The organism is Leucogemmata humicola, from assembly GCF_055379415.1.
Map to the genome: position 1 here is coordinate 2,936,123 of NZ_AP040875.1, position 20,518 is coordinate 2,956,640.

The 20,518-nt window shown below is 63.0% G+C and carries 21 protein-coding genes; 20 read left to right on the top strand and 1 reads right to left on the bottom strand.

What is annotated here, in order from left to right; genetic code table 11:
- Positions 1-6: 6 nt before the first annotated feature.
- From dnaJ to rsmA, 16 genes are all read left to right on the top strand, one after another.
- Entirely contained in the window at positions 7-1,143 is a 1,137-nt protein-coding gene (gene dnaJ / locus AC6H4Z_RS12200) for a molecular chaperone DnaJ (RefSeq protein ID WP_497542242.1), read from the top strand.
- Complete coding sequence (locus tag AC6H4Z_RS12205) at positions 1,140-1,985, top strand: 50S ribosomal protein L11 methyltransferase (RefSeq protein WP_497542243.1); 846 nt, start codon at positions 1,140-1,142, stop codon at positions 1,983-1,985. The genes dnaJ and AC6H4Z_RS12205 overlap by 4 nt, the downstream gene beginning before the upstream one ends.
- On the top strand, positions 1,958-2,704 hold the full coding sequence (locus AC6H4Z_RS12210; protein ID WP_497542244.1) for an RsmE family RNA methyltransferase: 747 nt from the start codon (positions 1,958-1,960) through the stop codon (positions 2,702-2,704). The genes AC6H4Z_RS12205 and AC6H4Z_RS12210 overlap by 28 nt, the downstream gene beginning before the upstream one ends.
- Positions 2,704-3,045: a histidine triad nucleotide-binding protein gene (locus tag AC6H4Z_RS12215; protein ID WP_497542245.1), complete on the top strand. Its 342-nt coding sequence runs from the start codon at positions 2,704-2,706 to the stop codon at positions 3,043-3,045. The genes AC6H4Z_RS12210 and AC6H4Z_RS12215 overlap by 1 nt, the downstream gene beginning before the upstream one ends.
- 113 nt (positions 3,046-3,158) lie before the next feature.
- Positions 3,159-3,614 (top strand): GatB/YqeY domain-containing protein, encoded by a 456-nt coding sequence (locus AC6H4Z_RS12220; protein ID WP_497542246.1) that lies wholly within the window; start codon positions 3,159-3,161, stop codon positions 3,612-3,614.
- A gap of 40 nt (positions 3,615-3,654) precedes the next feature.
- Positions 3,655-6,048, top strand: a complete 2,394-nt coding sequence (locus AC6H4Z_RS12225; RefSeq protein ID WP_497542247.1) for an endonuclease MutS2 — start codon at positions 3,655-3,657, stop codon at positions 6,046-6,048.
- On the top strand, positions 6,045-7,865 hold the full coding sequence (gene dnaG / locus AC6H4Z_RS12230) for a DNA primase (RefSeq protein ID WP_497542248.1): 1,821 nt from the start codon (positions 6,045-6,047) through the stop codon (positions 7,863-7,865). Before AC6H4Z_RS12225 ends, dnaG begins: the two co-directional genes overlap by 4 nt.
- Positions 7,866-7,902: 37 nt before the next feature.
- The gene (locus AC6H4Z_RS12235; RefSeq protein ID WP_497542249.1) at positions 7,903-8,607 is read left to right on the top strand and encodes a zinc ribbon domain-containing protein; all 705 of its coding nucleotides are present in this window, start codon (positions 7,903-7,905) and stop codon (positions 8,605-8,607) included.
- A gap of 38 nt (positions 8,608-8,645) precedes the next feature.
- A complete protein-coding gene (gene recJ / locus AC6H4Z_RS12240; RefSeq protein ID WP_497542250.1) occupies positions 8,646-10,367 on the top strand; it encodes a single-stranded-DNA-specific exonuclease RecJ in 1,722 nt (573 codons plus the stop codon).
- Positions 10,368-10,370: 3 nt separating this feature from the next.
- The gene (locus AC6H4Z_RS12245; protein ID WP_497542251.1) at positions 10,371-10,883 is read left to right on the top strand and encodes an RsmD family RNA methyltransferase; all 513 of its coding nucleotides are present in this window, start codon (positions 10,371-10,373) and stop codon (positions 10,881-10,883) included.
- An 85-nt stretch (positions 10,884-10,968) separates the two neighbouring features.
- Positions 10,969-11,451, top strand: a complete 483-nt coding sequence (gene coaD, locus AC6H4Z_RS12250) for a pantetheine-phosphate adenylyltransferase (RefSeq protein ID WP_497542252.1) — start codon at positions 10,969-10,971, stop codon at positions 11,449-11,451.
- Positions 11,448-12,452: a phosphate acyltransferase gene (locus tag AC6H4Z_RS12255; protein WP_497542253.1), complete on the top strand. Its 1,005-nt coding sequence runs from the start codon at positions 11,448-11,450 to the stop codon at positions 12,450-12,452. Before coaD ends, AC6H4Z_RS12255 begins: the two co-directional genes overlap by 4 nt.
- Positions 12,453-12,463: 11 nt before the next feature.
- Positions 12,464-12,796, top strand: coding sequence for an STAS domain-containing protein (locus AC6H4Z_RS12260; protein ID WP_497542254.1), 333 nt, complete (start codon positions 12,464-12,466; stop codon positions 12,794-12,796).
- Between the two features lie 102 nt (positions 12,797-12,898).
- Complete coding sequence (locus AC6H4Z_RS12265; protein ID WP_497542255.1) at positions 12,899-13,351, top strand: ATP-binding protein; 453 nt, start codon at positions 12,899-12,901, stop codon at positions 13,349-13,351.
- Positions 13,348-14,940, top strand: a complete 1,593-nt coding sequence (locus AC6H4Z_RS12270; RefSeq protein ID WP_497542256.1) for a PP2C family protein-serine/threonine phosphatase — start codon at positions 13,348-13,350, stop codon at positions 14,938-14,940. The genes AC6H4Z_RS12265 and AC6H4Z_RS12270 overlap by 4 nt, the downstream gene beginning before the upstream one ends.
- A 7-nt stretch (positions 14,941-14,947) precedes the next feature.
- The gene (gene rsmA, locus AC6H4Z_RS12275) at positions 14,948-15,760 is read left to right on the top strand and encodes a 16S rRNA (adenine(1518)-N(6)/adenine(1519)-N(6))-dimethyltransferase RsmA (RefSeq protein ID WP_497542257.1); all 813 of its coding nucleotides are present in this window, start codon (positions 14,948-14,950) and stop codon (positions 15,758-15,760) included.
- On the opposite strand, the gene AC6H4Z_RS12280 is transcribed toward rsmA, so the two are convergent.
- Entirely contained in the window at positions 15,757-16,380 is a 624-nt protein-coding gene (locus AC6H4Z_RS12280) for a redox-sensing transcriptional repressor Rex (protein ID WP_497542258.1), read from the bottom strand. The two genes, rsmA and AC6H4Z_RS12280, sit on opposite strands and share 4 nt — an antisense overlap.
- Before the next feature lie 85 nt (positions 16,381-16,465).
- On the opposite strand from AC6H4Z_RS12280, the gene AC6H4Z_RS12285 reads away from it, so the two are divergent.
- From AC6H4Z_RS12285 to infC, 4 genes are all read left to right on the top strand, one after another.
- Positions 16,466-17,701 carry an arginine deiminase gene (locus AC6H4Z_RS12285; RefSeq protein WP_497542259.1) on the top strand — a complete coding sequence of 412 codons (1,236 nt, stop codon included), beginning with the start codon at positions 16,466-16,468 and terminating at the stop codon, positions 17,699-17,701.
- Between the two features lie 2 nt (positions 17,702-17,703).
- Entirely contained in the window at positions 17,704-18,603 is a 900-nt protein-coding gene (locus tag AC6H4Z_RS12290; RefSeq protein WP_497542260.1) for a 3'-5' exonuclease, read from the top strand.
- Positions 18,600-19,469, top strand: coding sequence for an MBL fold metallo-hydrolase (locus AC6H4Z_RS12295; RefSeq protein WP_497542261.1), 870 nt, complete (start codon positions 18,600-18,602; stop codon positions 19,467-19,469). Before AC6H4Z_RS12290 ends, AC6H4Z_RS12295 begins: the two co-directional genes overlap by 4 nt.
- Before the next feature lie 491 nt (positions 19,470-19,960).
- On the top strand, positions 19,961-20,476 hold the full coding sequence (gene infC, locus AC6H4Z_RS12300; RefSeq protein WP_497547037.1) for a translation initiation factor IF-3: 516 nt from the start codon (positions 19,961-19,963) through the stop codon (positions 20,474-20,476).
- The last annotated feature ends 42 nt before the right edge of the window (positions 20,477-20,518 follow it).

A 20,518-nucleotide genomic window follows, 5' to 3' on the forward strand; every position in this document is an offset into this window, starting at 1 on the left:
ACAACAATGGCGGATTTTTACGCAGTCCTCGGCGTGGCGCGCGGTGCGTCCGACGACGACATCAAGAAGGCATATCGCAAGCTTGCGATGACGAATCACCCTGACCGCAACAACGGCTCGAAGGAAGCCGAGGAGCGGTTCAAGGAGATCACCGAGGCGTACGACGTTCTGCGCGATCCACAGAAGCGCGCGGCGTTCGATCGCTATGGCGAGGCTGGTCTGCGCGGCGGCGGCAACGCCGGATTCCATCACGTCGACCTCTCCGAAGCACTCGGCATCTTCATGCGGGACATCGGCGGGTTCGGTGGCTTCGAGGAGATGTTCAGCGGCGGACGATCGGGCGGCGGCCCGAAGTCCGGCGAGGACATGAAGATCAGCGTGCCGCTGACCCTTCCCGAAGTCGCAACGGGCGTCGAGAAGAAGATCAACATCAAGGTGCTCGATCCGTGCGATCGTTGCGACGGCAGCGGCGCGGAGCCAGGCTCCAAGTCGAGCACGTGTCCCACGTGCTCTGGCTCGGGTGAAGTGCGACGTGCGCAGCGCTCGTTCTTTGGCCAATTCGTGACCGTCGCGCCATGCCCGACCTGTCACGGCGAAGGCCGCATCATCCAGTCGCCATGCAAGAAGTGTAAAGGCGAAGGACGTCTGCGCGGCGACAAGGAACTCGCCGTTCAGATTCCGGCTGGCGTTGCCACCGGTCAGTACATGACGTTGCGCGCCGTCGGCAACGCGGGCTCCAAGGGCGCGCCCCGCGGCGACGTTCACGTTCTCTTCGAAGTGGCGGACGACCCGCGCTTCGAGCGCGACGGCGAAGATCTGTATACCGAAGTGCTCGTTACATACTCTCAACTCGTGCTCGGTGCCGATCTGAGTGTGCCTGCGGTGTCTGGCCACACCGGCGTCGCGATGCCGCCGTCGACCCAGAGCGGACACGTGTTTCATTTGCGCGGACGCGGACTGCCCCGAGTGAACTCTGGCGGCAATGGCGATCTGCACGTCCGCGTGCAGCTTTGGACGCCGGAGCGCCTCACAGACGAAGAGCGCCAGCTGGTCTCTCGGCTTGGTGAAATCCAGCCCGGTGTCCCGGCCGACGGTCGCGGCAAGGGTTTCTGGGCGAAGATGAAAGAAGCGCTCGGCGCGTGACGAACTCCGACGACGCGGGCAACGGACAGTGGATCACCGTCAGAGTTTTCTCAAAGGACACTGCCGCAGTCAGTGCGGCTCTGTTCGATGCTGGAGCACAGGGCGTACAGGAAACCGCTGACGGCCTCGTAACGCATGTCCCCGATCAAACGACAGCCGATGCGCTGTTGTGCGCGGCGGTGGCAGCTGACCCACATGCTCGCGTGGAGACGGAGCCGCTTCCCGACATCGATTGGTCGGAGCAGTGGAAGCAGGGAATTCGTGCGCAGAGTGTTGGCCGGCTGACGATCGTGCCCCCATGGCTCGCCGACGGACGCGACGCTAATGTGACAATCGTCATCGAGCCGGGAATGGCGTTCGGAACCGGTGAGCACGCAACGACGCGTGGCGTCGTTCGATTGCTGCATGCAGTCATTCGCCCGGGTGATCGAGTAGCCGACCTTGGTGCAGGCAGTGCAGTGCTCGCGATTGCGGCCGCGAAGCTCGGTGCCGGTCAGGTTGCCGCCATCGAGATCGATCCAGACGCCATCGGCAACGCCGAAGAGAACGTCGCGCGAAATGGCGTGGGCGACCGCGTGAGCGTCATCGAAGGCGATGCAGCGCTGCTCCTACCGCTCGTCGCGCCTCTGCGTGTGATCACGGCGAACATCATCTCGTCCGTCTTGATCGGCCTCCTTCCGCAGTTCGCGGCGGCGCTATCCAAGAACGGTGAAGCAATTCTCAGTGGCATTCTTGCCGCCGAGCGCGAGCACATGCTTCGCTCGTTCGACGAAGGCGGTTGGGTCGTGCGTGCCGAAGACTTTGAGGACGCGTGGTGGAGCGCGACGATCGCCCGTCGGTAGCGACCTTCGTCGTCGAGTCCGCCCCGGTCGCCGGATCTATTTCGACTCTCGGTGAGGCCGCGGCGCATCACGCACGCGTGAAGCGACTCGAGCTCGGCGACAACGTTCGCGTTGTCGATGGTGCCGGACACGTGGGCCTGGGCGCGATCGCAGCGATTCGGCGCGGCGCCGTCGACATTTCGGTCGAGGATATCGAAGTGATTGCGCCTCCGTCGGCGATTCATCTTCGTGTGCCAATCGGCGATCGCGATCGCATGCTGTGGCTCGCGGAGAAGGCGACGGAGCTCGGCGTGACGACGTGGCAGGGCGTACGCTTTCGGCGCTCCGCGAGCGTGTCGCCGCGTGGCGAAGGGCCGGCGTTCGCCGAGAAGGTTCGTGCGCGGATGTTGAGTGCTCTCGAACAGTCGGGTGGCGCGTGGCTTCCGACCCTGCTGCCGGACGTTGCCGTTTCGGATGTGGCGCGAGCCGAAGGGCGGCTGAACATTCTGCTCGACGCCGCCGGCGAACCGCTCGCGTCATTGGCCGGACTGTCGACGAGCGCCGAACCGGTGATACTCTTTGGCCCAGAGGGTGGGTTGGAGGAAGGCGAGCGTGACGCGCTGATCGCTGCCGGTTGGCAGCCCGCTCGTCTCGCCGCAACGACGCTGCGTTTTGAAACGGCGGGAATCACCGCTGTCGCGGTCTGCCGCAACCTGCAAATGCTCGGGAGATCTGTCTAATGGCCGACGATTGTCTTTTTTGCCGCATCGTTCGACAGGAAATTCCGGTGCCGCACGTCTATTCGTCGACGGATTGTGTGGCCTTTCGCGATATCAATCCGCAAGCGCCAACGCATATTCTCGTCGTGCCGCGGGAGCATGTCGCGTCGCTCAACGAGGCGACGGACGCGGCGCTGATTGGCAAACTCTCGCTCGCGGCGGCGGAGATTGCCCGCTCGGAAGGCATCGCTGAATCAGGGTATCGAACGGTCATCAACACGAACCGCGATGCCGGGCAGACGGTGTTTCACATTCACCTACACCTGCTCGGTGGCCGGTCGATGGCGTGGCCGCCGGGTTGATCGCCGCTTTCTTACGCCCGTTCTAGCCGCCCGATAGGTTGGAGTGCTCGCTACACTTATCTGGCGCGGCAACGCCGAGCTCTTCCCGCCACTAGCCAGTCGGAATTCATCGCATGTCTCAACTCCTCGCGCGCCTGCAGGCCGACCTCAATACCGCGCGGAAGGCGCAGGATAAGGCTCGGGTGACGCTTCTCGGAACGATCATCTCGGATATCAAGAATCGCGAGATCGAGCTCAAGCGTGACGTCACCGACGAGGACGTGAACGACATCCTCCGCCGTGGTATCAAGCGACGCCGTGAGTCGATCGAGATGTTCGACAAGGGTGGTCGTGCCGATCTGGCGGCGACCGAGCGCTCGGAAGTCGAAGCGCTCAGTGCGTATCTTCCAGTGGGCGTGAGCGACGATGAAATCCGCGCAGCCGTCGTCGCGGCCATCGAGGGCGGCGCAGCGAATGTCGGTGCGGTGATGGGGAAGGTGATGTCCCAGTTCAAGGGACGCGCTGAGGGCGGAACGATCAACGCCATCGTCCGCGAAGAGTTGGCGGCGCGCACGTCGCGCCCGTCCTGAGGAGTTCGGCGACGACGCTATTGGAGCGGGAGGCTGAAGGATGAATTCGCACGCGCTGTCCGTTCTCGAGTTTCCGCGCGTGCTCGAGGTGGTCGCCGGGTTTGCCACGTCTGATCTCGGTGCTGTGCGCGTTCGCGCGTACGCGCCCACGACGGATGCTTCGTTCCTCGACCGCGAGCACACGCGCGTTGCCGCCGTTCGCGAAACGCTCGCCGGCGACGAACCGTGGCGTCCAGAACCCACGCCCGATCTCACGGCAGCTTTGGCGCGCCTGCGTGTGATCGGAAGCATTTGGAGTGGGCTGGAACTCGCTGCTGCGGCAACGCTGCTTCGCACGTCGCGCCGAACGCAGACATCGCTGCGCGATCCAAAACGCCCGGCGATCGTGCGCGCCGTGCTCGCTCCCTTGCTCGATGCGTTGATTTCCGCACAGACGCTCGAGACGCGCATCGAGAAGTCGATTCTCGAGGACGGAACGGTCAAGGACGACGCGTCGGCCGCGCTTCGACGCATTCGACGAGAGCTGCGGTCGTCTCAGGACGAGCTCATTCGCATTCTCGAACGCGAAATGGGAAAGCTCGAGGCGCACCACCGCGTGTCCGACATGTCCGTGACAATGCGCAACGGTCGATTCGTGATCCCCGTGCGGCGTGAAGCACGTGTCATTGCCGGGGGAATCGTCCACGACACATCGGCGTCGGGCGCTACGCTGTTCGTCGAACCACCTGCCGCAGTGGAATTCGGCAATCGCATGCGGGAGCTCGAGTCCCAGGAATTCGAGGAAGTCGAACGAATTCTTCTAGAGTTGACCGACGAGTTGCGCCCGCGTCGCGACGAGATCATCGCGACGCTCGATGCGCTCGTTGAACTCGACACCCTGCATGCGCGTGCACGCTTCGCCGTTCGATTCGCCTGCGCTCCGGCGACGCTCGTGCCGGCGCGCGAGGGTTTCGAGATCAGAAATGGCCGGCATCCGTTGTTGCTCGCGAAGGGCGGTGACGTCGTGCCCTTCGATCTGGCCATGCTGCCGTCAGAGCGCACGTTGCTCGTCTCTGGGCCAAACACCGGTGGAAAAACGGTGCTGCTCAAGGCGCTCGGCTTAATCTCCGCGCTCGCACAGTCGGGAATTCCCGCGCCGGTTGGAGCAGGCAGCCGCATTGCGATGTTCGACGACGCGTTCGCCGATGTCGGCGACGAACAGTCGATCGAAGCAAGCCTGTCGACGTTCAGTGCACACCTGAAGAATCTCGCCGAAATTCTTCGACTGGCCACGGGCGATTCACTCGTAGTGATCGACGAATTGGGCTCTGGCACCGATCCGATCGAGGGCGCGGCGCTCGGTTGGGCCATTCTCGAGAGTCTCACGTCGCGCGGCGCGATGACCGTCGCTACGACGCACCTCGGTACACTCAAGGAACTCGCGTCGCACGTTGGCGGGGTTGTGAACGCGTCACTTCAGTTCGACTCCGTGGCACTCGCGCCGACCTACCGTTTGATCAAAGGCATTCCCGGCCGATCGTACGGCATTGCGATCGCGCGTCGGCTACAGCTTCCGGAAGACGTTGTCGTCCGCGCCGAAGAACGCCTGCCGCAGCAGGAGCGCGACGTTGCCGCCTTGATTGAGCAACTCGAGAGCCGCGACGAACAACTCAACATTCGCGAGCGCGAAGCAACGGCGATCGCGGACGACGCGCGTCGACGGATTGCTGATGTCGCGAAGCGTGAACACAGCGTGCGTGAACGCGAGCGAACGGCCGAACGCGAAGCGCGTCAGGAAGCGCGACGTTATCTACTCGACGCCCGCGCCGAAATCGATCGGACGATCAAAGGTCTCAAATCGCAGGGCGCTGACGCCATCGATGCCGCCGGGCGTGAGGCACGGCATCGCGCGGAGCAACTTGCAGCGAAACAGAACGTGGAGCTCGAACGCCTCGAGCGCGAAGAGGCGAACGTTCAGCGTCGGACTGCGGCAGCGCCTGTTCGTCGCGACCAGCCGGTTGAAGTCGGCGATTCAGTTGCCGTCGCCACGCTCGGCGGGAAAGTCGGCCGGCTCATGGAGATTCGTGACGGCGATGCGGTTGTTGCCGTTGGCGCGATCAAGATGACGGTGCCGCGAAAGTCGCTGAGTCGCGTGGAACAGTCGGCGCAAGAGACGGTGAAGATCTGGACAGGCGATCTTCCCGACGAGTACGTGCCGACGGAGATCGATCTTCGCGGAATGCGCATCGACGAAGCTGAAGCCGTGATGCTTCACGCGATCGATGCCTCGGTCCGCGCCGATCTCCGACGTTTGCGGATCATTCACGGGAAGGGAACGGGCGCGCTTCGCGAGCGCGTCACTGAAATGTTGCAGAAGGACGTTCGCGTGAAGGAGTTCCGCCTCGGCGCGTGGAACGAGGGTGGTGCAGGTGTAACGTTGGTGGAGTTTGCGTGATTCCTGACGACGTCGTCGAGCGCGTACGGAACGAGGCGGATATCGTCTCGATCATTGGCGAGTTCGTCAAACTCAAACGCGTTGGCAACAGCTTTCGCGGACCGTGCCCCTTCCACCACGGCAAGAACGACAACTTTGCTGTGATGGCAGATGGCGGGTACAACTGCTTTCGCTGCGGCGAAAAAGGCGACGTCTTCACGTTCGCGCAGAAGCACCTCGGCCTCGATTTCGTTGAAGCTGTGAAGTGGGTCGGCGTTCGCGCAGGCGTCGAGGTGCATGAAGTCGCAAAGCGCTCGGAAGAGCGAGATACGCGCGAGCCGTTGTGGGAAGTCAACGCGTCGGTTCTCGAATTCTTTCGCCGACAGCTCTGGGATAGCCCGGGCGGCAAGATCGCACGCGACTATCTCGAGGCTCGCGGACTGTCCCGAGAGGACGCCGAACGCTTTTCGATTGGTTATGCGCCGCGCGATCTCAACGCCATGCGCGATGCGCTTGCCGCACTCGGATTCGACGAACAGCGTCAGCTCGCCGCCAAACTGCTCGTCACCCGCGAAGATCGCCCCGAGCCGCGTCCACGCTTTCGGGATCGGCTCATGTTCCCGATCTTCGATGTGAGCGGGCACCCTGTCGGCTTCGGTGGTCGTGTGCTCGGCGACGGCGAGCCGAAGTATCTCAACTCGGCCGAATCTGAGGTCTTCAACAAGGGAAGTCTGCTTTACGGGCTGAACTGGGCGAAGCAATCGATTCGAAAGGCCGACCGACTCATTGTCGTCGAGGGGTATTTCGACGCAATTCGCTTGGCGCTCGCCGGGATCACGGAAGTCGTCGCACCGCTCGGCACGGCACTCACCGAACCACAGGCGGCGCTAGTCGGGAAGTACACGAAGAATGTGTTTCTGCTCTACGACAGCGATCAGGCCGGGCTCAAGGCGACCTTTCGCTCCGGCGATATCCTTCTTGCGACGGGCATTTCCGTTCGCGTGATCTCGCTCCCCGACGGTGACGATCCGGACACGTTCGTCGCCAAGGCTGGCGCGGACGGATTCGAGAGAGCGGCCGCTGCATCTGTCGACGTATTCGACCGAAAGATTCAGATCCTCGAGCGCGGCGGTTGGTTTTCGGACCTTCGGCGAAAGCGCAAGGCGATCGACCACCTGTTGCCGACGATTCGAGCGACAGCGGACCGCGTGACCAAGGATCTGTACGTCTCACGCACGAGCGAGGTATCGGGTGTCTCCCGCGAGATGCTGACGGCCGAGCTCACTGCGGCGCCTCGGCAACGCCGCGGTGGGCCGCCTGAGCACCACGGTCCGCCGCCCGATGCCCCGGAATTCGACGAATCGGCGCCGGTTCGCACTGGCGAGCGACGTCGAAACTACACGACCAGCGGAACCCGAGCTGAACGCGAACTCGTCCGGATGCTGCTGCACCGCCGGCAATATGTCGAGCCCGTTGCCGAGCGCCTGGGGGCCGAGAGCTTTGGCGATTCGCCTTATCGTGCGATTTTCATTCAGCTGACAACGCACGATGCGGAGTCGATGCTCGACGAAATTGTCGCGCTGTTGGATGAAGAGGCGACGGCGGTGGTGCAGGATCTCATGAACGAAACCGGTGGTCTCGACCGGGCGCAAGAAACGGTCGACGCCAGCATCAACGCGTTGCTCGCGCGGGCGATCGCCGAACGCATGATGCAGATCGATCGAGAACTCCCCCTCGCGAGCGCGGACCAGAAGGACGACCTTATTCGGGAGAAGCAGCGCTTGCAATTGCAAATCCAGGGGCTTGGTCGTCCGCGTTGGAAGGGTTTCAGTTCCTAAATTGGGTCCTGAACGTTCAAATCTCTTTGGAGGGCTCGTGCACCCAGACGTCGCAGCGCTGTTGGCCGTGCAGGATGATGACGCGATCATCTACGATCTCGAGACTCGCCTTGCCGAACTGCGCCCACGGCTCGACGCCATGGTAGCGGAGCACGACAAGGCAGTCGCTGATCGGGATCAGGCGAAGAAAGCCGCCGACTCGGAGGAGAGGCGACGGCAGGAGGTCGCCGCCCGTGTCGCGCAGCATCGAGCATTGCAGGACAAGAATCAAACGGCCCTGAACAGCGTCACGTCGATGCGCGAAGCCACGGCCGCGACGGCACAGCTCGAGCAGGCGAAGCGGATGATCGACGAGGACGAGCGTGAACTGACGATGATCGGTCAGCGTTTGGTCGAGGCCAATCGCGTGGCGACTGAACGCGAGCGAATCGCGGCCGAGCTGGAAGTAGCGCAGGCTCAGGCTCGCGCATCGCTTTCGGCGGATCAGCAGCGAATCGAAGGAGAGTTGCGCGACGCTCATACGATTCGCGAGGACAAAGCGCGCAAGGTTCCGCGTTCGCTTCTGTCGCGATACGATCGAATTCGGTCGAAAAAGCGCGTGCACGCCATCTTTGCGCTGCGTGGCAATTCCTGCGGTAACTGCGACACGACGATTCCGATGCAGCGTCGGAGCATCATGAGCGCGAGCGGCGGAACTGAGATTTGCGAAGGTTGCGGCGTGATGCTGTACGCGACGGATTGATGGTTGTTGGTCGCTGAAGCGACCAATAGCTTTCCGGCGTGACCACAGCCGCGCCGCACGTTCGCCCAAAAGCCCGTTGGATTCTCCCAGCCGAACCCGATGGCGCGACAGTCGAGCGGCTGCAGCGTGAGCTTCAGCTGCCGTTCGCCATCTGTCGGTTACTAGCCATTCGAGGTTTCGGCGCGACGGACGACGCCAAGACCTTCCTGCGGCCGCGCCTCGACCATCTGCACGCTCCCGACAGCCTGCTCGATCTCGATCGAGCGGTTGCTCGTCTGGTACGCGCGCTGCGCGAGAATGAAACGATTCTCGTTCACGGCGACTACGATGTTGACGGCATCTGTTCGACCACGCTGATGGTGCGAACAATTCGGACGCTCGGCGGCAACGCGATTCCATTTATTCCGCGCCGGCTTCAAGACGGATATGACCTCACAGCGGCCGGAGTCAAAGCCGCAAAGGACGCAGGCGCCACGCTCGTTGTGACCTGTGACTGCGGAACGAGCGCACACGGGCCGATCGCCGACCTGCAGGCGCAGGGCATCGACGTCATTGTTAGCGACCACCACTTGCCGGGCGGCGCGCTTCCGCCCGCCTATGCGGTGCTCAATCCCAAGCGACCGGGGTGCCCGTCGCCGGACAAGGATCTCGCCGCCGTTGGCGTTGCGTTCAAGCTTGCGATGGCGCTGACGCAGGCTGTCGGCGGCAATGAGAACGCGATCTACTCGATGCTCGACCTCGTCGCGCTGGCAACGATCGCCGACGTCGCGCCGCTGCGTGGCGAGAATCGTGTGCTCGTGCGCTACGGCCTCAAACTGCTGAACGACACACAGCGTCCAGGCATTCGCGCCATGGTTCGCGCGGCGGGCCTGGAGCGAAAGGCGCTGACGGCTGGACGAATCGGGTTCATTCTCGCCCCGCGACTCAACGCCGCTGGCCGACTGGGCAGCGCGCTGCGTGGCGTAGAGCTGATGCTCGCCACGAGCGATCAGGAGGCTAATCCGATCGCGCGAGAGCTCGAAGAGCTGAATGCACGTCGCCAGGAGATCGATCGCGCTACGCTCGACCAGGCTCGCTCACTCGTGCTCGCGATGGATCTTCCGTCGACGTACGGTATCGTGTTGGCAGAACAGGGATGGCATGCGGGAGTCATCGGCATCGTCGCGTCGCGCATCGTCGAGGAGTTCGGGCGGCCAACGATGCTCATCGCGCTCGACGGAGCGGAGGGGAAGGGATCCGGCCGTTCGATCAGTGCGTTCGACCTGCACGGCGGTTTGTCGCAGTGCCGCGATCTACTCATCCGCTACGGTGGCCACCGCGCTGCAGCCGGCGTCACGATTTCCGCTGACCGCGTCGCCGAATTTGCCGCGCAGTTCAATGCCGTCGCTGCGTCCGCGCTGACCGAGGATGATCTCGTGCCGGAGCTCCGCGTCGACGTAGAACTGCCCATCGAGCATGCGGACGAAGCGCTCGAAGCGCTCATGCGACACATGGAGCCTTGTGGCATTGGCAATCCATCCCCGCTCTTCATGGCGCGCGGCGTCACGGTTGCCGCGCCGCCACGCGCAATCGGCAAGGACGGGCTCAAGCTCGTTCTCCACAGCAACGGACGTGAGCTCGTCGCGTTGGGCTGGGGAATGGGTCCGCGTGCCTCGGAGCTCGACGTCGGCGCCAAGATCGACGTCGCGTACCGACTCGAGCGTGACGAATGGAACGGCCAATCGCGACTCCAAGCACGACTCGCCGATTTTCATTCCTGATCGATGCGGATCGTCGCGGGAAAGTGGCGTGGGCGTCGTATCGACGCGCCGAAGGACGGGGTTCGTCCCACGGGCGATCGTGTTCGCGAAGCGTGGATGAGCATCGTGAATCCATGGCTCGCTGGGGCGCGCGTGCTCGACCTTTTCGCTGGGTCTGGTGCGCTGGGACTCGAAGCGCTCTCGCGTGGTGCCGAAGTGGTGGACTTCGTCGAGCAGTCGCCGCAGAGCCTCGTTGCACTTCGCGCAAACGCCACGCTGCTCGGTGCCGGTCCTGAAGCCGTCGTGCATCGCGCCGACGCAATGACGTTTGCGGCGGGTCTGCCGGCCCACGCGTACGACGTGGCCTTCGCCGATCCGCCGTACGACCTCGGTATCGCGACCAAGCTCGCCGAGCTCTGGATTGCCACGCCGTTCGCCGAGCTTCTGGGTATCGAGCATCGGGTGAACGAGCGACTTCCCGGTGACGGGGAGCGCAGAAAGTACGGCGGAACCGTCGTAACGATCTTTAGGGTCTAGGACGAGAACGTCAGGGTTCCCGCGCGCTGTTGGCGCGGACCCCGGTTTCCCTTACCCTTCAGCCTCACCTCTCACCCTGCTTTCTTTGCGAATCGCAATCTACGCGGGCAGTTTCGATCCAATCACGCGCGGCCACGAAGATCTGATCTCACGCAGCCTCGAGTTCGTCGACCGGCTCATCGTCGCCGTCGCGAACAACTCGGCGAAGTCGCCGATGTTCTCGGTGAGCGAGCGTGTCGAGCTGATCAGCGCCGCGGTGGAGAATGAGCCGCGCGTCGAGGTGAAGAGTTTCGAAGGATTGTTGGTCGATTTCGCGGCGCGCGAAGGGGCCAAGCTGTTGATTCGCGGGCTTCGGGCCGTGAGCGATTTCGAATACGAGTATCAGATGGCGCTCATGAACCGTCACCTGTCTCCGCGCCTCGAGACGGTGTACATGGTTCCGTCGCTCGAGACGACGTACATCAGCGCGAGCCTGGTCCGCGAGATTGCCCGTTACGGTGGCGATCTGACCAGCCTCGTACATCCAGCGGTGGCCAGCGCTCTGCGCGCGCGCGTCGCACAGAAATGAATTTTCTGGACGACGTGCGTCGGCGCGCCGCAGCGACGCGCCGACGGATCGTGTTTCCGGAAACCGCCGACGAGCGAACGAGGTCCGCAGCCGCAGCGCTCGCCGCAAACGGGATTGTCGATCCGATCCTCATCCTCGATCCGTCCGCGCCAGAGTCGCACGCGGCGACTCGCGCCCTCGGCCTCGAAGTTCGCGATCCGGCAACCGACGCATTTGCTGGTGTCGCGGCGGACAGGCTGGTCGATCGTCGCGGCGGGCGTCTCACAAAACAGCAGGCGATAGAGTTTCTCCACACGCCGTTGTTCTTCGCCGACGCCTTGGTCGCGGACGGGCAGGCGGACGGTTGCGTCGCCGGCGCGGTGCACACCACGGGCGATGTCCTTCGGGCTGCCCTGTGGCTCATAGGTCCGCAGGAAGGCGTGCGAACCGTTTCAAGCTCGTTCTACATGGTCGTTCCGCCGTTCCGCGGGGGCGATTCCGAGGTGCTCACGTTCACGGACTGCGCTGTCGTCCGTTACCCGACGGCGACCGAACTGGCCGACATCGCCATCGCTGCGGCCGGCGACCGGCGGCGAATCGTGGGCGACGAGCCGTTCGTGGCTTTTCTCTCGTTCAGCACGAAAGGCAGCGCGGCGGGGGCATCGGTCGATACTATTCGTGCGGCCATCGAGGACGTCCGCATGCGTGCGCCTCACCTCGCTGTGGACGGAGAATTGCAAGGAGACGCAGCACTCATCAGTTTGATTGGCGATCGAAAGGCGCCGGGTAGTCCGGTTGCCGGACGCGCAAATGTGTTAGTGTTCCCGTCGCTCGATGCTGGGAACATCGCGTACAAGCTGGTGCAACGGTTGGCTGGAGCGAGCGCTGTTGGTCCTGTCGTACAAGGACTTCGGCGTCCCTGCAATGATCTCTCGCGTGGCGCCGTTGTGGATGACATAATCAATGTGGCTGCCATTACCGCGCTTCAATCGGCGAACGTGGCAACGAACGAGTCCCGTTAGGAGAGAACGACATGAGCTTCTCGATCAAGAAGGAGGGGGAGGTTGTCGTGGTCGATGTCGAGGGCCAGCTGATCGTAGGGAACCGGCAGGAGTTGAAGCAAAAGGTTCTCGATGAGCTCGAGCGGGGCGAGAAGAGATTTCTAATCGACTTTTCCCAGACCGGTTACATCGACAGCTCCGGCCTCGGTGTCCTGGTGTCGCTGTCGAAGAAGATTCGCGAGCAGGGTGGTGAGCTTCGGCTTGCGAACCTGAACGACGATCTCAAGACGCTGTTCGAGCTCACCAAGCTCGATACGCTCTTTCAGATCGCCGACACGCGCGAGCGAGCACTCCAAAGCTTCTGATCTGCACATCGCTCGCGTCCTTCTGGACTTTCGCGGGCACTGGCGCGAAGTCGGTTTGGTCAAACCGCTTCTCGTCGGTGCCCGCCGTCTTATCATTCACCCATGCCAGCTGATCTAGCCGCGGAGAAGCCCGAAGACCGGGTCCGGGTGGTCGAGGTCGACATTCCGAGCGACGTTCGCCTCATCGAGCGCGTCGTCGAGCTGGTTCGTCGCGAATGCGAATTCATGGGATTCGCCAAGCGACAGATCTCGCTGAACGTTCCCGTCGCCCTCACCGAAGCGGTTTCGAACGCCATCCTGCGTGGCAATCGCGACGATCCGGCCAAGCACGTGCGCGTGCGCGCGCGGGTCGACGCCGACTGTCTCATTGTCGAAGTCCGCGACGAAGGTTCGGGCTTCGACATCGATGCATCGCTCGTTGATCCCACGATGCCCGACAATCTGGATCGCGAGGATGGGCGCGGACTGTTCCTCATGCGCAAGCTGATGGATTCCGTCGAACGCATCGAAGTGCCCACTGGCAGTATGGTGCGGATGACGCTGCATCGCACATGAACGACCTCGCACGCGTTCTCATCGCATTCGCTGAAGCAACCGGCTGCGAAGCCGCTGTCTGGACGCAATTCAGCAGCGCGGCGCCGGCACCCGACGCCTCCACGTCTCTGGCGCCGCCGCTCGCCGTCTATCCCACCATCGCGGAAGGCAAGCGCACGCTCAAGAGCGACGCCGGTGAAATTCTCGTGTCAGCAGTTCCGGGACCGCGCCACGCGTGGCTTGCCCTCGGACCTTGCCGCGCGCCAGGCGTTGGGCTCGACGGGTATATGAGTTTCCTCTTGCCCGTCGTCACGCAGTACTTGCAGTCTGCGCTGGAAGTCGAGCATGCGGCCAATGAGCTTGCCGAACGCTATGAGGAGATCAATCTCCTCTACACGATCAGCGAGATTCTCGGGCGCACCGTCGCACTCGACGAGGCCGCGCGAACAATCCTCATCGAGGTGTCCGAGACGGTCGGCGCTCGGCGCGCCTCGGTGCTGGTCTTCGACCGTGCAACCGACACCCTCCGCGCCGTCGCCGCACTCGGCGCCGATCTGGCATCGGTTCCTCCGATCAGCATCAACGACGAGTGCAGCGTCAGCGCACACGTCTTCCGCACGCAGCATCCGATGCTCGCCGAAGTCGATCAGATGGTCTGCCCGCAGGAAGCAGGATATCGCCGCGGTGCCATGCTGTCCGTTCCGATCATGTGGACCGCCCCGGCGCCACGCGGCGCCGAGCCGCTTGGTGTCGTGAATCTTTCCGATCGGCGGTCGGGATTGCCGTTCACCGCGGGCGACCAGAAGCTCATTGCCGCGATCGCCACGCAAATCGGAACGGCCATTCAAAATACGCGGCTGGTTCGATCGTCGGTGCAGCAGCAGCGACTCGCGCACGAAATGCAGCTCGCTCACGATCTGCAGATGAAGCTCCTGCCGAACAATGGCGTCGTTGCGCCCGAAGCAATCGTCGCCGCGCGAGTCGTTCCCGCCGAGAGCGTGGGTGGTGACTTTTACAACTTGTTTCGGCTCGGATCAGGCAAGACCGGCGTGATGATCGGCGATGTCTCGGGGCACGGCTATCAAGCCGCTCTGATCATGGCGCTGACGATGAGCGCCGCGGCGATTCATTCGCAAACCATCATCGACCCCGGCGAGATGCTCCACGCGCTGATGTCGACGCTGCGCGAAGAGCTCACGATGACGGAGATGTTCATCTCCGCGTTCTATGCCGTGATCGATCCATGGTCTGGCGAGCTCCACTACTCCAACACTGGTCACCCGCACGCATTCCTCCTCGCCGAGGGCAAGGATTTCGAACGCCTTGCCGCCGCGGATCCGCCGCTCGGAATGGACGAGCGGCAGCCAGCCACGGGGCAGCGCACGTGGAATGCTGGGCGCGACTTGCTCGTGCTCTTCACCGACGGGGTGAGCGACGCGCGCAATCGCGGCGGCGAACGGCTGGGTGAAGAGCGCGTGCTCGACATCATCCGGTCGCACCGGAACGACGAGCCGCACGCGATCCTCGAGCGTCTGGTCACCCTCCTTGAAACACATACCGAGGGCGCCTCACGCCGCGACGATCTCACGATCGTTTTGGCTCGTAGCTAGCCGCCGTATGCCGCGCGGTTTGCCGCCAGTCCGAAAAAACCTCGGTCAGCACTTTCTTACCGATCGTCGAATTCTCGAGCGTATTGCCAACGCGCTCGAGCTGACCGGGAACGAAACCGTTATCGAAATCGGGCCGGGGCGGGGAAGTCTCACGGAGGCGCTGGTGCCGCGCGCAAAGCGACTCGTCCTGATCGAGTACGATCGCGCACTCGCCGCCATTCTTCGCGAACGCTACGCCGCCAATCCTGCCGTCGAAGTCGTCGAAGCCGATGTTCTGACGGTCAACTTCGGCGACCTGGCGCGCGGGCCGTATCAGTTGATCGGCAACGTGCCGTACTACATCACGACACCGATTCTCTTTCACGCGCTCGAAGCGCCGCGGCCGGATCGCGCGGTCTACCTCGTTCAGCGAGAAGTGGCCGAGAGAATCGCAGCTACTCCGGGAACCAAGGAGTACGGCGCGCTGTCAGTTAATGTCCAGGCAGTCGCGAAGGCGGCGATGCTCTTTCGTGTCGCCCCCGGATCCTTCCAGCCGCCGCCGAAGGTCGAGAGCGCAGCCATCCGAATCGAGCCGCGTCCGGATCCGGTCATCGCCGTCGGCGAGGAAGCCGAATTCCGCCGTTTCGTGCTCGATTCGTTCGGAATGCGTCGCAAGCAGATGCGCCGCGTGCTGCGTTCGCTGTGGAGTGTCCCGGCCGAGGCGGCTGAAGCCGCCCTATCGGCATGTGCACTGGATCCGAGCGCGCGTCCCGAGACGCTGTCGCCTCAGGACTTTGCCAACCTCGTTCGCGCGCGCCCGGGACGCTCGGCGAAGAACTAGTCGCGGTTCGTCAGGGCGAAACTGAGGCCCTCGAGCTCCATGGCCATGTTGACCGTTTTCACGGTGACGTCGGCCGGGGCTTGGAGCTGCGTTGGGGCAAAATTCAGAATCGCCTTCACGCCCGCTTTGACCACCCGATCTAGGACGACCTGCGCCTCCTCACCCGGAACGGTGAGGACGACGATGTCGGGGTGCTCGCGCTGGATGTCGCGCTCGAGGTGCCCGATGTCCCGAACGGGAATCCCTTCCAGCGTTCGCCCGATCTTGTCCGGGTTGTTGTCGTAGGCAGCGAGGATACTGAAGCCCCGCTGGCGAAAGCCCCGGTACTGGGCGAGTGCGGCTCCGATCTTACCGGCGCCCACGATGACGACCCGCCATTCGTGGCCAAGTCCCAGGATTTCGCGGAGACGGCCGGCGAGTTCCGGCACGGAATACCCGAGACCGCGTTTTCCGAAGGATCCGAAGAAGGACAGGTCTTTTCGAACCTGTGCCGATGTCGTTCCGCCGCGTTTCGCCAGCTCGTCGCTCGATATCGTCAGCAGTCCGCGATGCTCGAAGTCCTCCAGAAAGCGGAGGTAGGCCGAGAGGCGCCGGACGGTAGAGTCTGCAATTCGTTTCACGGAAAGCAAGGCTTGTGAATTCATTCACAAGTTAAGGGAGCCTCTCTGGCTGCACCAGCGGTTAAGGCAGCGTTAGCTTTGCCGCATGCCTGCCCATGTGTCGTCGGAAATCGGTCGTTTGCGCGGTGTCGTCGTGCACTCACCGGGCCCCGAGCTCCTCGCGGTGACGCCAACGAACCGCGCCGATTATCTGTACGACGACATCATCGAGGCCGAGTCGGCGCAACGCGAGCATCGTCGTTTTATCGCCATTCTGGAGCGATTTACGACCGTCTACGAGGTCCGGACGCTTCTGGCGGAGATCCTCGCCAACGCGGACTCGCGCGAGCTTCTGATTCGGGAAACGATGGACATCGTCCCGTCGGAACCGCTCGCCCGCGACATCAGCGCGCTCGATGCGCAGGCGCTCGTCCGCATGCTCATCGAAGGCCGCGACGAGCCGCCTGGACTCCTGGCCAAGGCGCTCAACGAGTACGGCTACGTGCTGCCCGCGCTGCCGAACATGTTCTTCACGCGCGACAGCTGCGTCGTGGCCGGAGAGCATGTGTTGATCGGTTCCATGCGCTACGCAATCCGGTGGACGGAAGCGATCATCATGAAGGCGCTGTTCACGCACCATCCGGCGCTCGCCAACGCGGGAATTCTGTACGACGGCGCGTCGGAGCGGCGTGTGAACTACACCCTCGAGGGCGGCGACATTCATCCGCTCCGTCGCGATCTCGTCGTGATCGGCTTTAGCGAGCGGTCGAGTCCCGCCGCGATCGATCAGATTGCCACGAGCCTATTCGAGAAGACTGAAGTACGCGATGTGATCGTGGTGGTGATGCCGAAGGAAAACACGGCGATCCACCTCGACATGATCTTCACGCAAGTCGATCGCGAGCTGTGCACGATCTTCCCACCGCATTTCGTTGGTCCCGAGCGTTTGCCTGTTCTCCACTGGAAAAAGGGCGACGCGACGATCCACGAGCGGCCGAACATCTTCGCCGCTCTCGCCGCGTGCGACATGTCGATCGAGCCCATCTTCTGCGGCGGCAGCAAACGCACGGTGCAGGAACGCGAACAGTGGGCGTCGGGATGCAACTTCGTCGCGATGCGTCCGGGCGTGATCCTGTCGTATCAGCGCAACGAGGCAACGCTGCACGAGCTGCAGCGCATGGGCTTTCGTGTCGTCTCGGGCACGTCCTTTCTCACCGGGCAGGAGCGCCTCGTCGAAGGCCAGCGTGCAGTGATCACCTTCGAGGGTGCTGAGCTCGTCCGAGCTGGCGGCGGACCCCGCTGCATGACGTTGCCCGTGTCGCGCGACGATCCCTGGGCCTAGGCATGGCCTCCGGTCTCACGCTCGGCGGCGCGGATACGACGCTCACGGCGCGAGCGGCTGAGTTTCTGGCGACGGGACCCGCGGATGCGCAGTCGCTCGTGTCGTATGTGTGTCAGCTCCCAGGGGCGCCGCTGAATATTGCAGAGCATATGGCCACTGCGCTGTTCGCTGGGCACCAGCGCTTTGCGCGCGACAACGACGGCCGATGGCGACTGCGAGACGCAGCATCGACGGTAGGTTGGTCGCCGATCGCGACGGACGATCTCGATCAGCAATCGTTCATCGTCGTCGACGTCGAGACAACGGGGGCGGTCGCATACGGTGGCGACCGCATCACCGAGGTCGCGGCGGTTCTCGTTCGCAATGGCACAGTGACGACCGTCGTCGATACGCTGGTGAATCCCGAGCGACAGATTCCGCCGGCGATCACCGCGGTTACGAATATCACGTCGGCCATGGTCCGACGCGCGCCGCGTTTCGCCGAGGTGTGCGATCAGATACTCGGCGCGATCGAGGGACACGTGTTCGTCGCGCACAACTCGCGTTTCGACTGGCGCTTTTTGTCGATGGAGGTGGAACGCGTCACGCGTCGTCCACTCATTGGCCCGTCGCTGTGCACGGTACGCATGACGCGAAAGCTCGTTCCGCGGCTCCGGCGCAGGAATCTCGACGCGGTCGCAGCGTATTACGGCATCGAAAACCATGCACGACATCGCGCCGGCGGAGATGCCGTTGCGACGGCGCACGTACTTCTGCGTTTGCTCGACGCCGCGCGCGATCGCGGCTGCACAACGCTGGATGATGTTCATCAAATTCTCGCCGCCGGCACATCGGGAGGTAAGCGTCGCAAGCGCCGGCGGAGCGCACTTCCACACTCAGTGTCGGACGACTCTACCGCATGATTCCGCAACCGCTCGTCGAATCTCGCCAGCTCGGACGTCTTCGCATTCACGCCATTCAAGCCGGCGGTCAGCGCTTGGATGGAGGCGCGATGTTCGGCGTCGTCCCCAAGCCGCTTTGGGAAAAGCGCATCCCGGCAGACGAGCGCAATCGTATTCAGCTCGGCATGCGCTGCCTGCTCATCGAGCACGATATCGGTCCGATCCTCATCGACACGGGAGCGGGGAACAAGGAAGACCCGAAGTTCTACGACATCTACGGCATCGAGAATCACGGTGAAACTGGCCCGACGCGCTTGGAGGATGGGGTTCGCGAGGCCGGCTTTGAGCCTGAGCAGATCGTGATGGTGATCAACAGCCATCTGCATTTTGATCATGCCGGTGGCAACACGATCAAGGATTCGTCAGGTACGCGGCCGGCGTTTCCGAACGCGCGGTATGTCATGCAGCGTGGCGAGTACGAGTACGCGACGCATACGAACGAGCGCACGGCTGCGAGCTACTTTCGGCACAACTTCGTGCCGCTCGCCGAAGCGGGGATGGTCGATTTCATCGACGGCGAGCGCGAAATCGTGAGTGGCATCCGGTCGATTCCAACGCCTGGCCATACGCCTCATCATCAGGGTCTGCTCATCGAGTCTGGTGGCGAACAGGCGTTCTATATCGCCGACCTGACGCCGACGGTGGCGCATCTGCCGCTTGCCTGGATCATGGGCTACGACGTCGAGCCGCTGGTCACGTTGGAGACAAAGCGGCACATCCTCGCGCGTGCGGTGGCAGAGGATTGGCTCGTGATCTTCGAACACGACCCGAATTGGGCATGGGCGAAAATCGAGAACGACGGGAAGGCATACAAGCCGAAGGCATAAATGCCGAACGGCGCCAAATGCCAGACGGCGCGAACTGCCAGACGGCGCCAAATGCCAAGCGGCGCGAAATGCCGAACGGCGCGAGATGCCGAACGGCGCGAGATGCCGAATGGCGCCAAATGCCGAACGGCGCCGAAACGGCGGCCTGGACCTCGTAGTTAGGCGCCGTCTGGCATTTCGCGCTGTCTGGCATTTCGCGCTGTCTGGCATTTCGCGCCCTCTGGCATCTGGCGCCGTCTGGCATTTCGCGCCCTTTCGCCGTGCGCCTTCAGGGTTTCCCTCTTGACTAACTATCTTGGTCGCCTAGCTTTAGCGTACAACTCGTAAAGTGGACCGGAGCTTCGGTCCCACCCTCTGGCCCTCGACTCGTTCGAGGCGTGCTACAGGAGTCCAACTGCAGGCCGTTCAAGCCCATCGTGGGCCGAGGACGGTCATACGCGGACTTCTCCAGAGGTCCGCGTTTTTGTTTTCTCTCTGAAGAGGATCTCGATATTCAGGACACAACCAAGCGTGTACGGGTCAACCGACAGATTCGCATCAGCCCGGTCCGTGTGATCGGCGCCGACGGATCACAGTTGGGCATTCTCGAAGTCGATGCCGCGCTCCGGATGGCGGAAGACCTCGGTCTGGATCTGGTTGAAGTTGCTGCAACTGCTCGCCCGCCTGTGGTCCGCATCATGGACTACGGGAAGTACAAGTTCGAGATGGCTAAGCAGGCTCGACAGGCGAAGAAGAAGCAGCACGTCATCGAACTCAAGGAAGTGAAGTATCGCCCTGGGATCGACGACCACGACTTCGACACCAAGACGCGACACGCGCGGCGGTTTCTCGAAGAGAAGAACAAGGTAAAGGTCACCATGATGTTCCGCGGCCGTCAGGTCGCGCACCCCGAGCTCGGTCAAGCCGTACTCGAACGGGTGGCAACAGCACTCGCGGACATTGGAAAAATCGAAAGCGCGGGTCGGCTTGAGGGTAAGTCGATGACCATGATCCTCGCGCCGAAATAGACGAACGTAGGTCTCAGGTCGCAGATCTGAGGTTAAGACGTA

Excerpts from the sequence above, each read along its gene's own strand:
- rsmA (WP_497542257.1), top strand. The coding sequence starts at position 14,948 with ATGCCGCGCGGTTTGCCGCCAGTCCGAAAAAACCTCGGTCAGCACTTT.
- AC6H4Z_RS12285 (WP_497542259.1), top strand. The coding sequence starts at position 16,466 with ATGCCTGCCCATGTGTCGTCGGAAATCGGTCGTTTGCGCGGTGTCGTC.
- AC6H4Z_RS12265 (WP_497542255.1), top strand. The coding sequence starts at position 12,899 with ATGCCAGCTGATCTAGCCGCGGAGAAGCCCGAAGACCGGGTCCGGGTG.
- AC6H4Z_RS12270 (WP_497542256.1), top strand. The coding sequence starts at position 13,348 with ATGAACGACCTCGCACGCGTTCTCATCGCATTCGCTGAAGCAACCGGC.
- AC6H4Z_RS12215 (WP_497542245.1), top strand. The coding sequence starts at position 2,704 with ATGGCCGACGATTGTCTTTTTTGCCGCATCGTTCGACAGGAAATTCCG.
- AC6H4Z_RS12295 (WP_497542261.1), top strand. The coding sequence starts at position 18,600 with ATGATTCCGCAACCGCTCGTCGAATCTCGCCAGCTCGGACGTCTTCGC.
- AC6H4Z_RS12225 (WP_497542247.1), top strand. The coding sequence starts at position 3,655 with ATGAATTCGCACGCGCTGTCCGTTCTCGAGTTTCCGCGCGTGCTCGAG.
- AC6H4Z_RS12260 (WP_497542254.1), top strand. The coding sequence starts at position 12,464 with ATGAGCTTCTCGATCAAGAAGGAGGGGGAGGTTGTCGTGGTCGATGTC.
- AC6H4Z_RS12220 (WP_497542246.1), top strand. The coding sequence starts at position 3,159 with ATGTCTCAACTCCTCGCGCGCCTGCAGGCCGACCTCAATACCGCGCGG.
- dnaJ (WP_497542242.1), top strand. The coding sequence starts at position 7 with ATGGCGGATTTTTACGCAGTCCTCGGCGTGGCGCGCGGTGCGTCCGAC.
- AC6H4Z_RS12255 (WP_497542253.1), top strand. The coding sequence starts at position 11,448 with ATGAATTTTCTGGACGACGTGCGTCGGCGCGCCGCAGCGACGCGCCGA.
- AC6H4Z_RS12245 (WP_497542251.1), top strand. The coding sequence starts at position 10,371 with ATGCGGATCGTCGCGGGAAAGTGGCGTGGGCGTCGTATCGACGCGCCG.
- AC6H4Z_RS12290 (WP_497542260.1), top strand. The coding sequence starts at position 17,704 with ATGGCCTCCGGTCTCACGCTCGGCGGCGCGGATACGACGCTCACGGCG.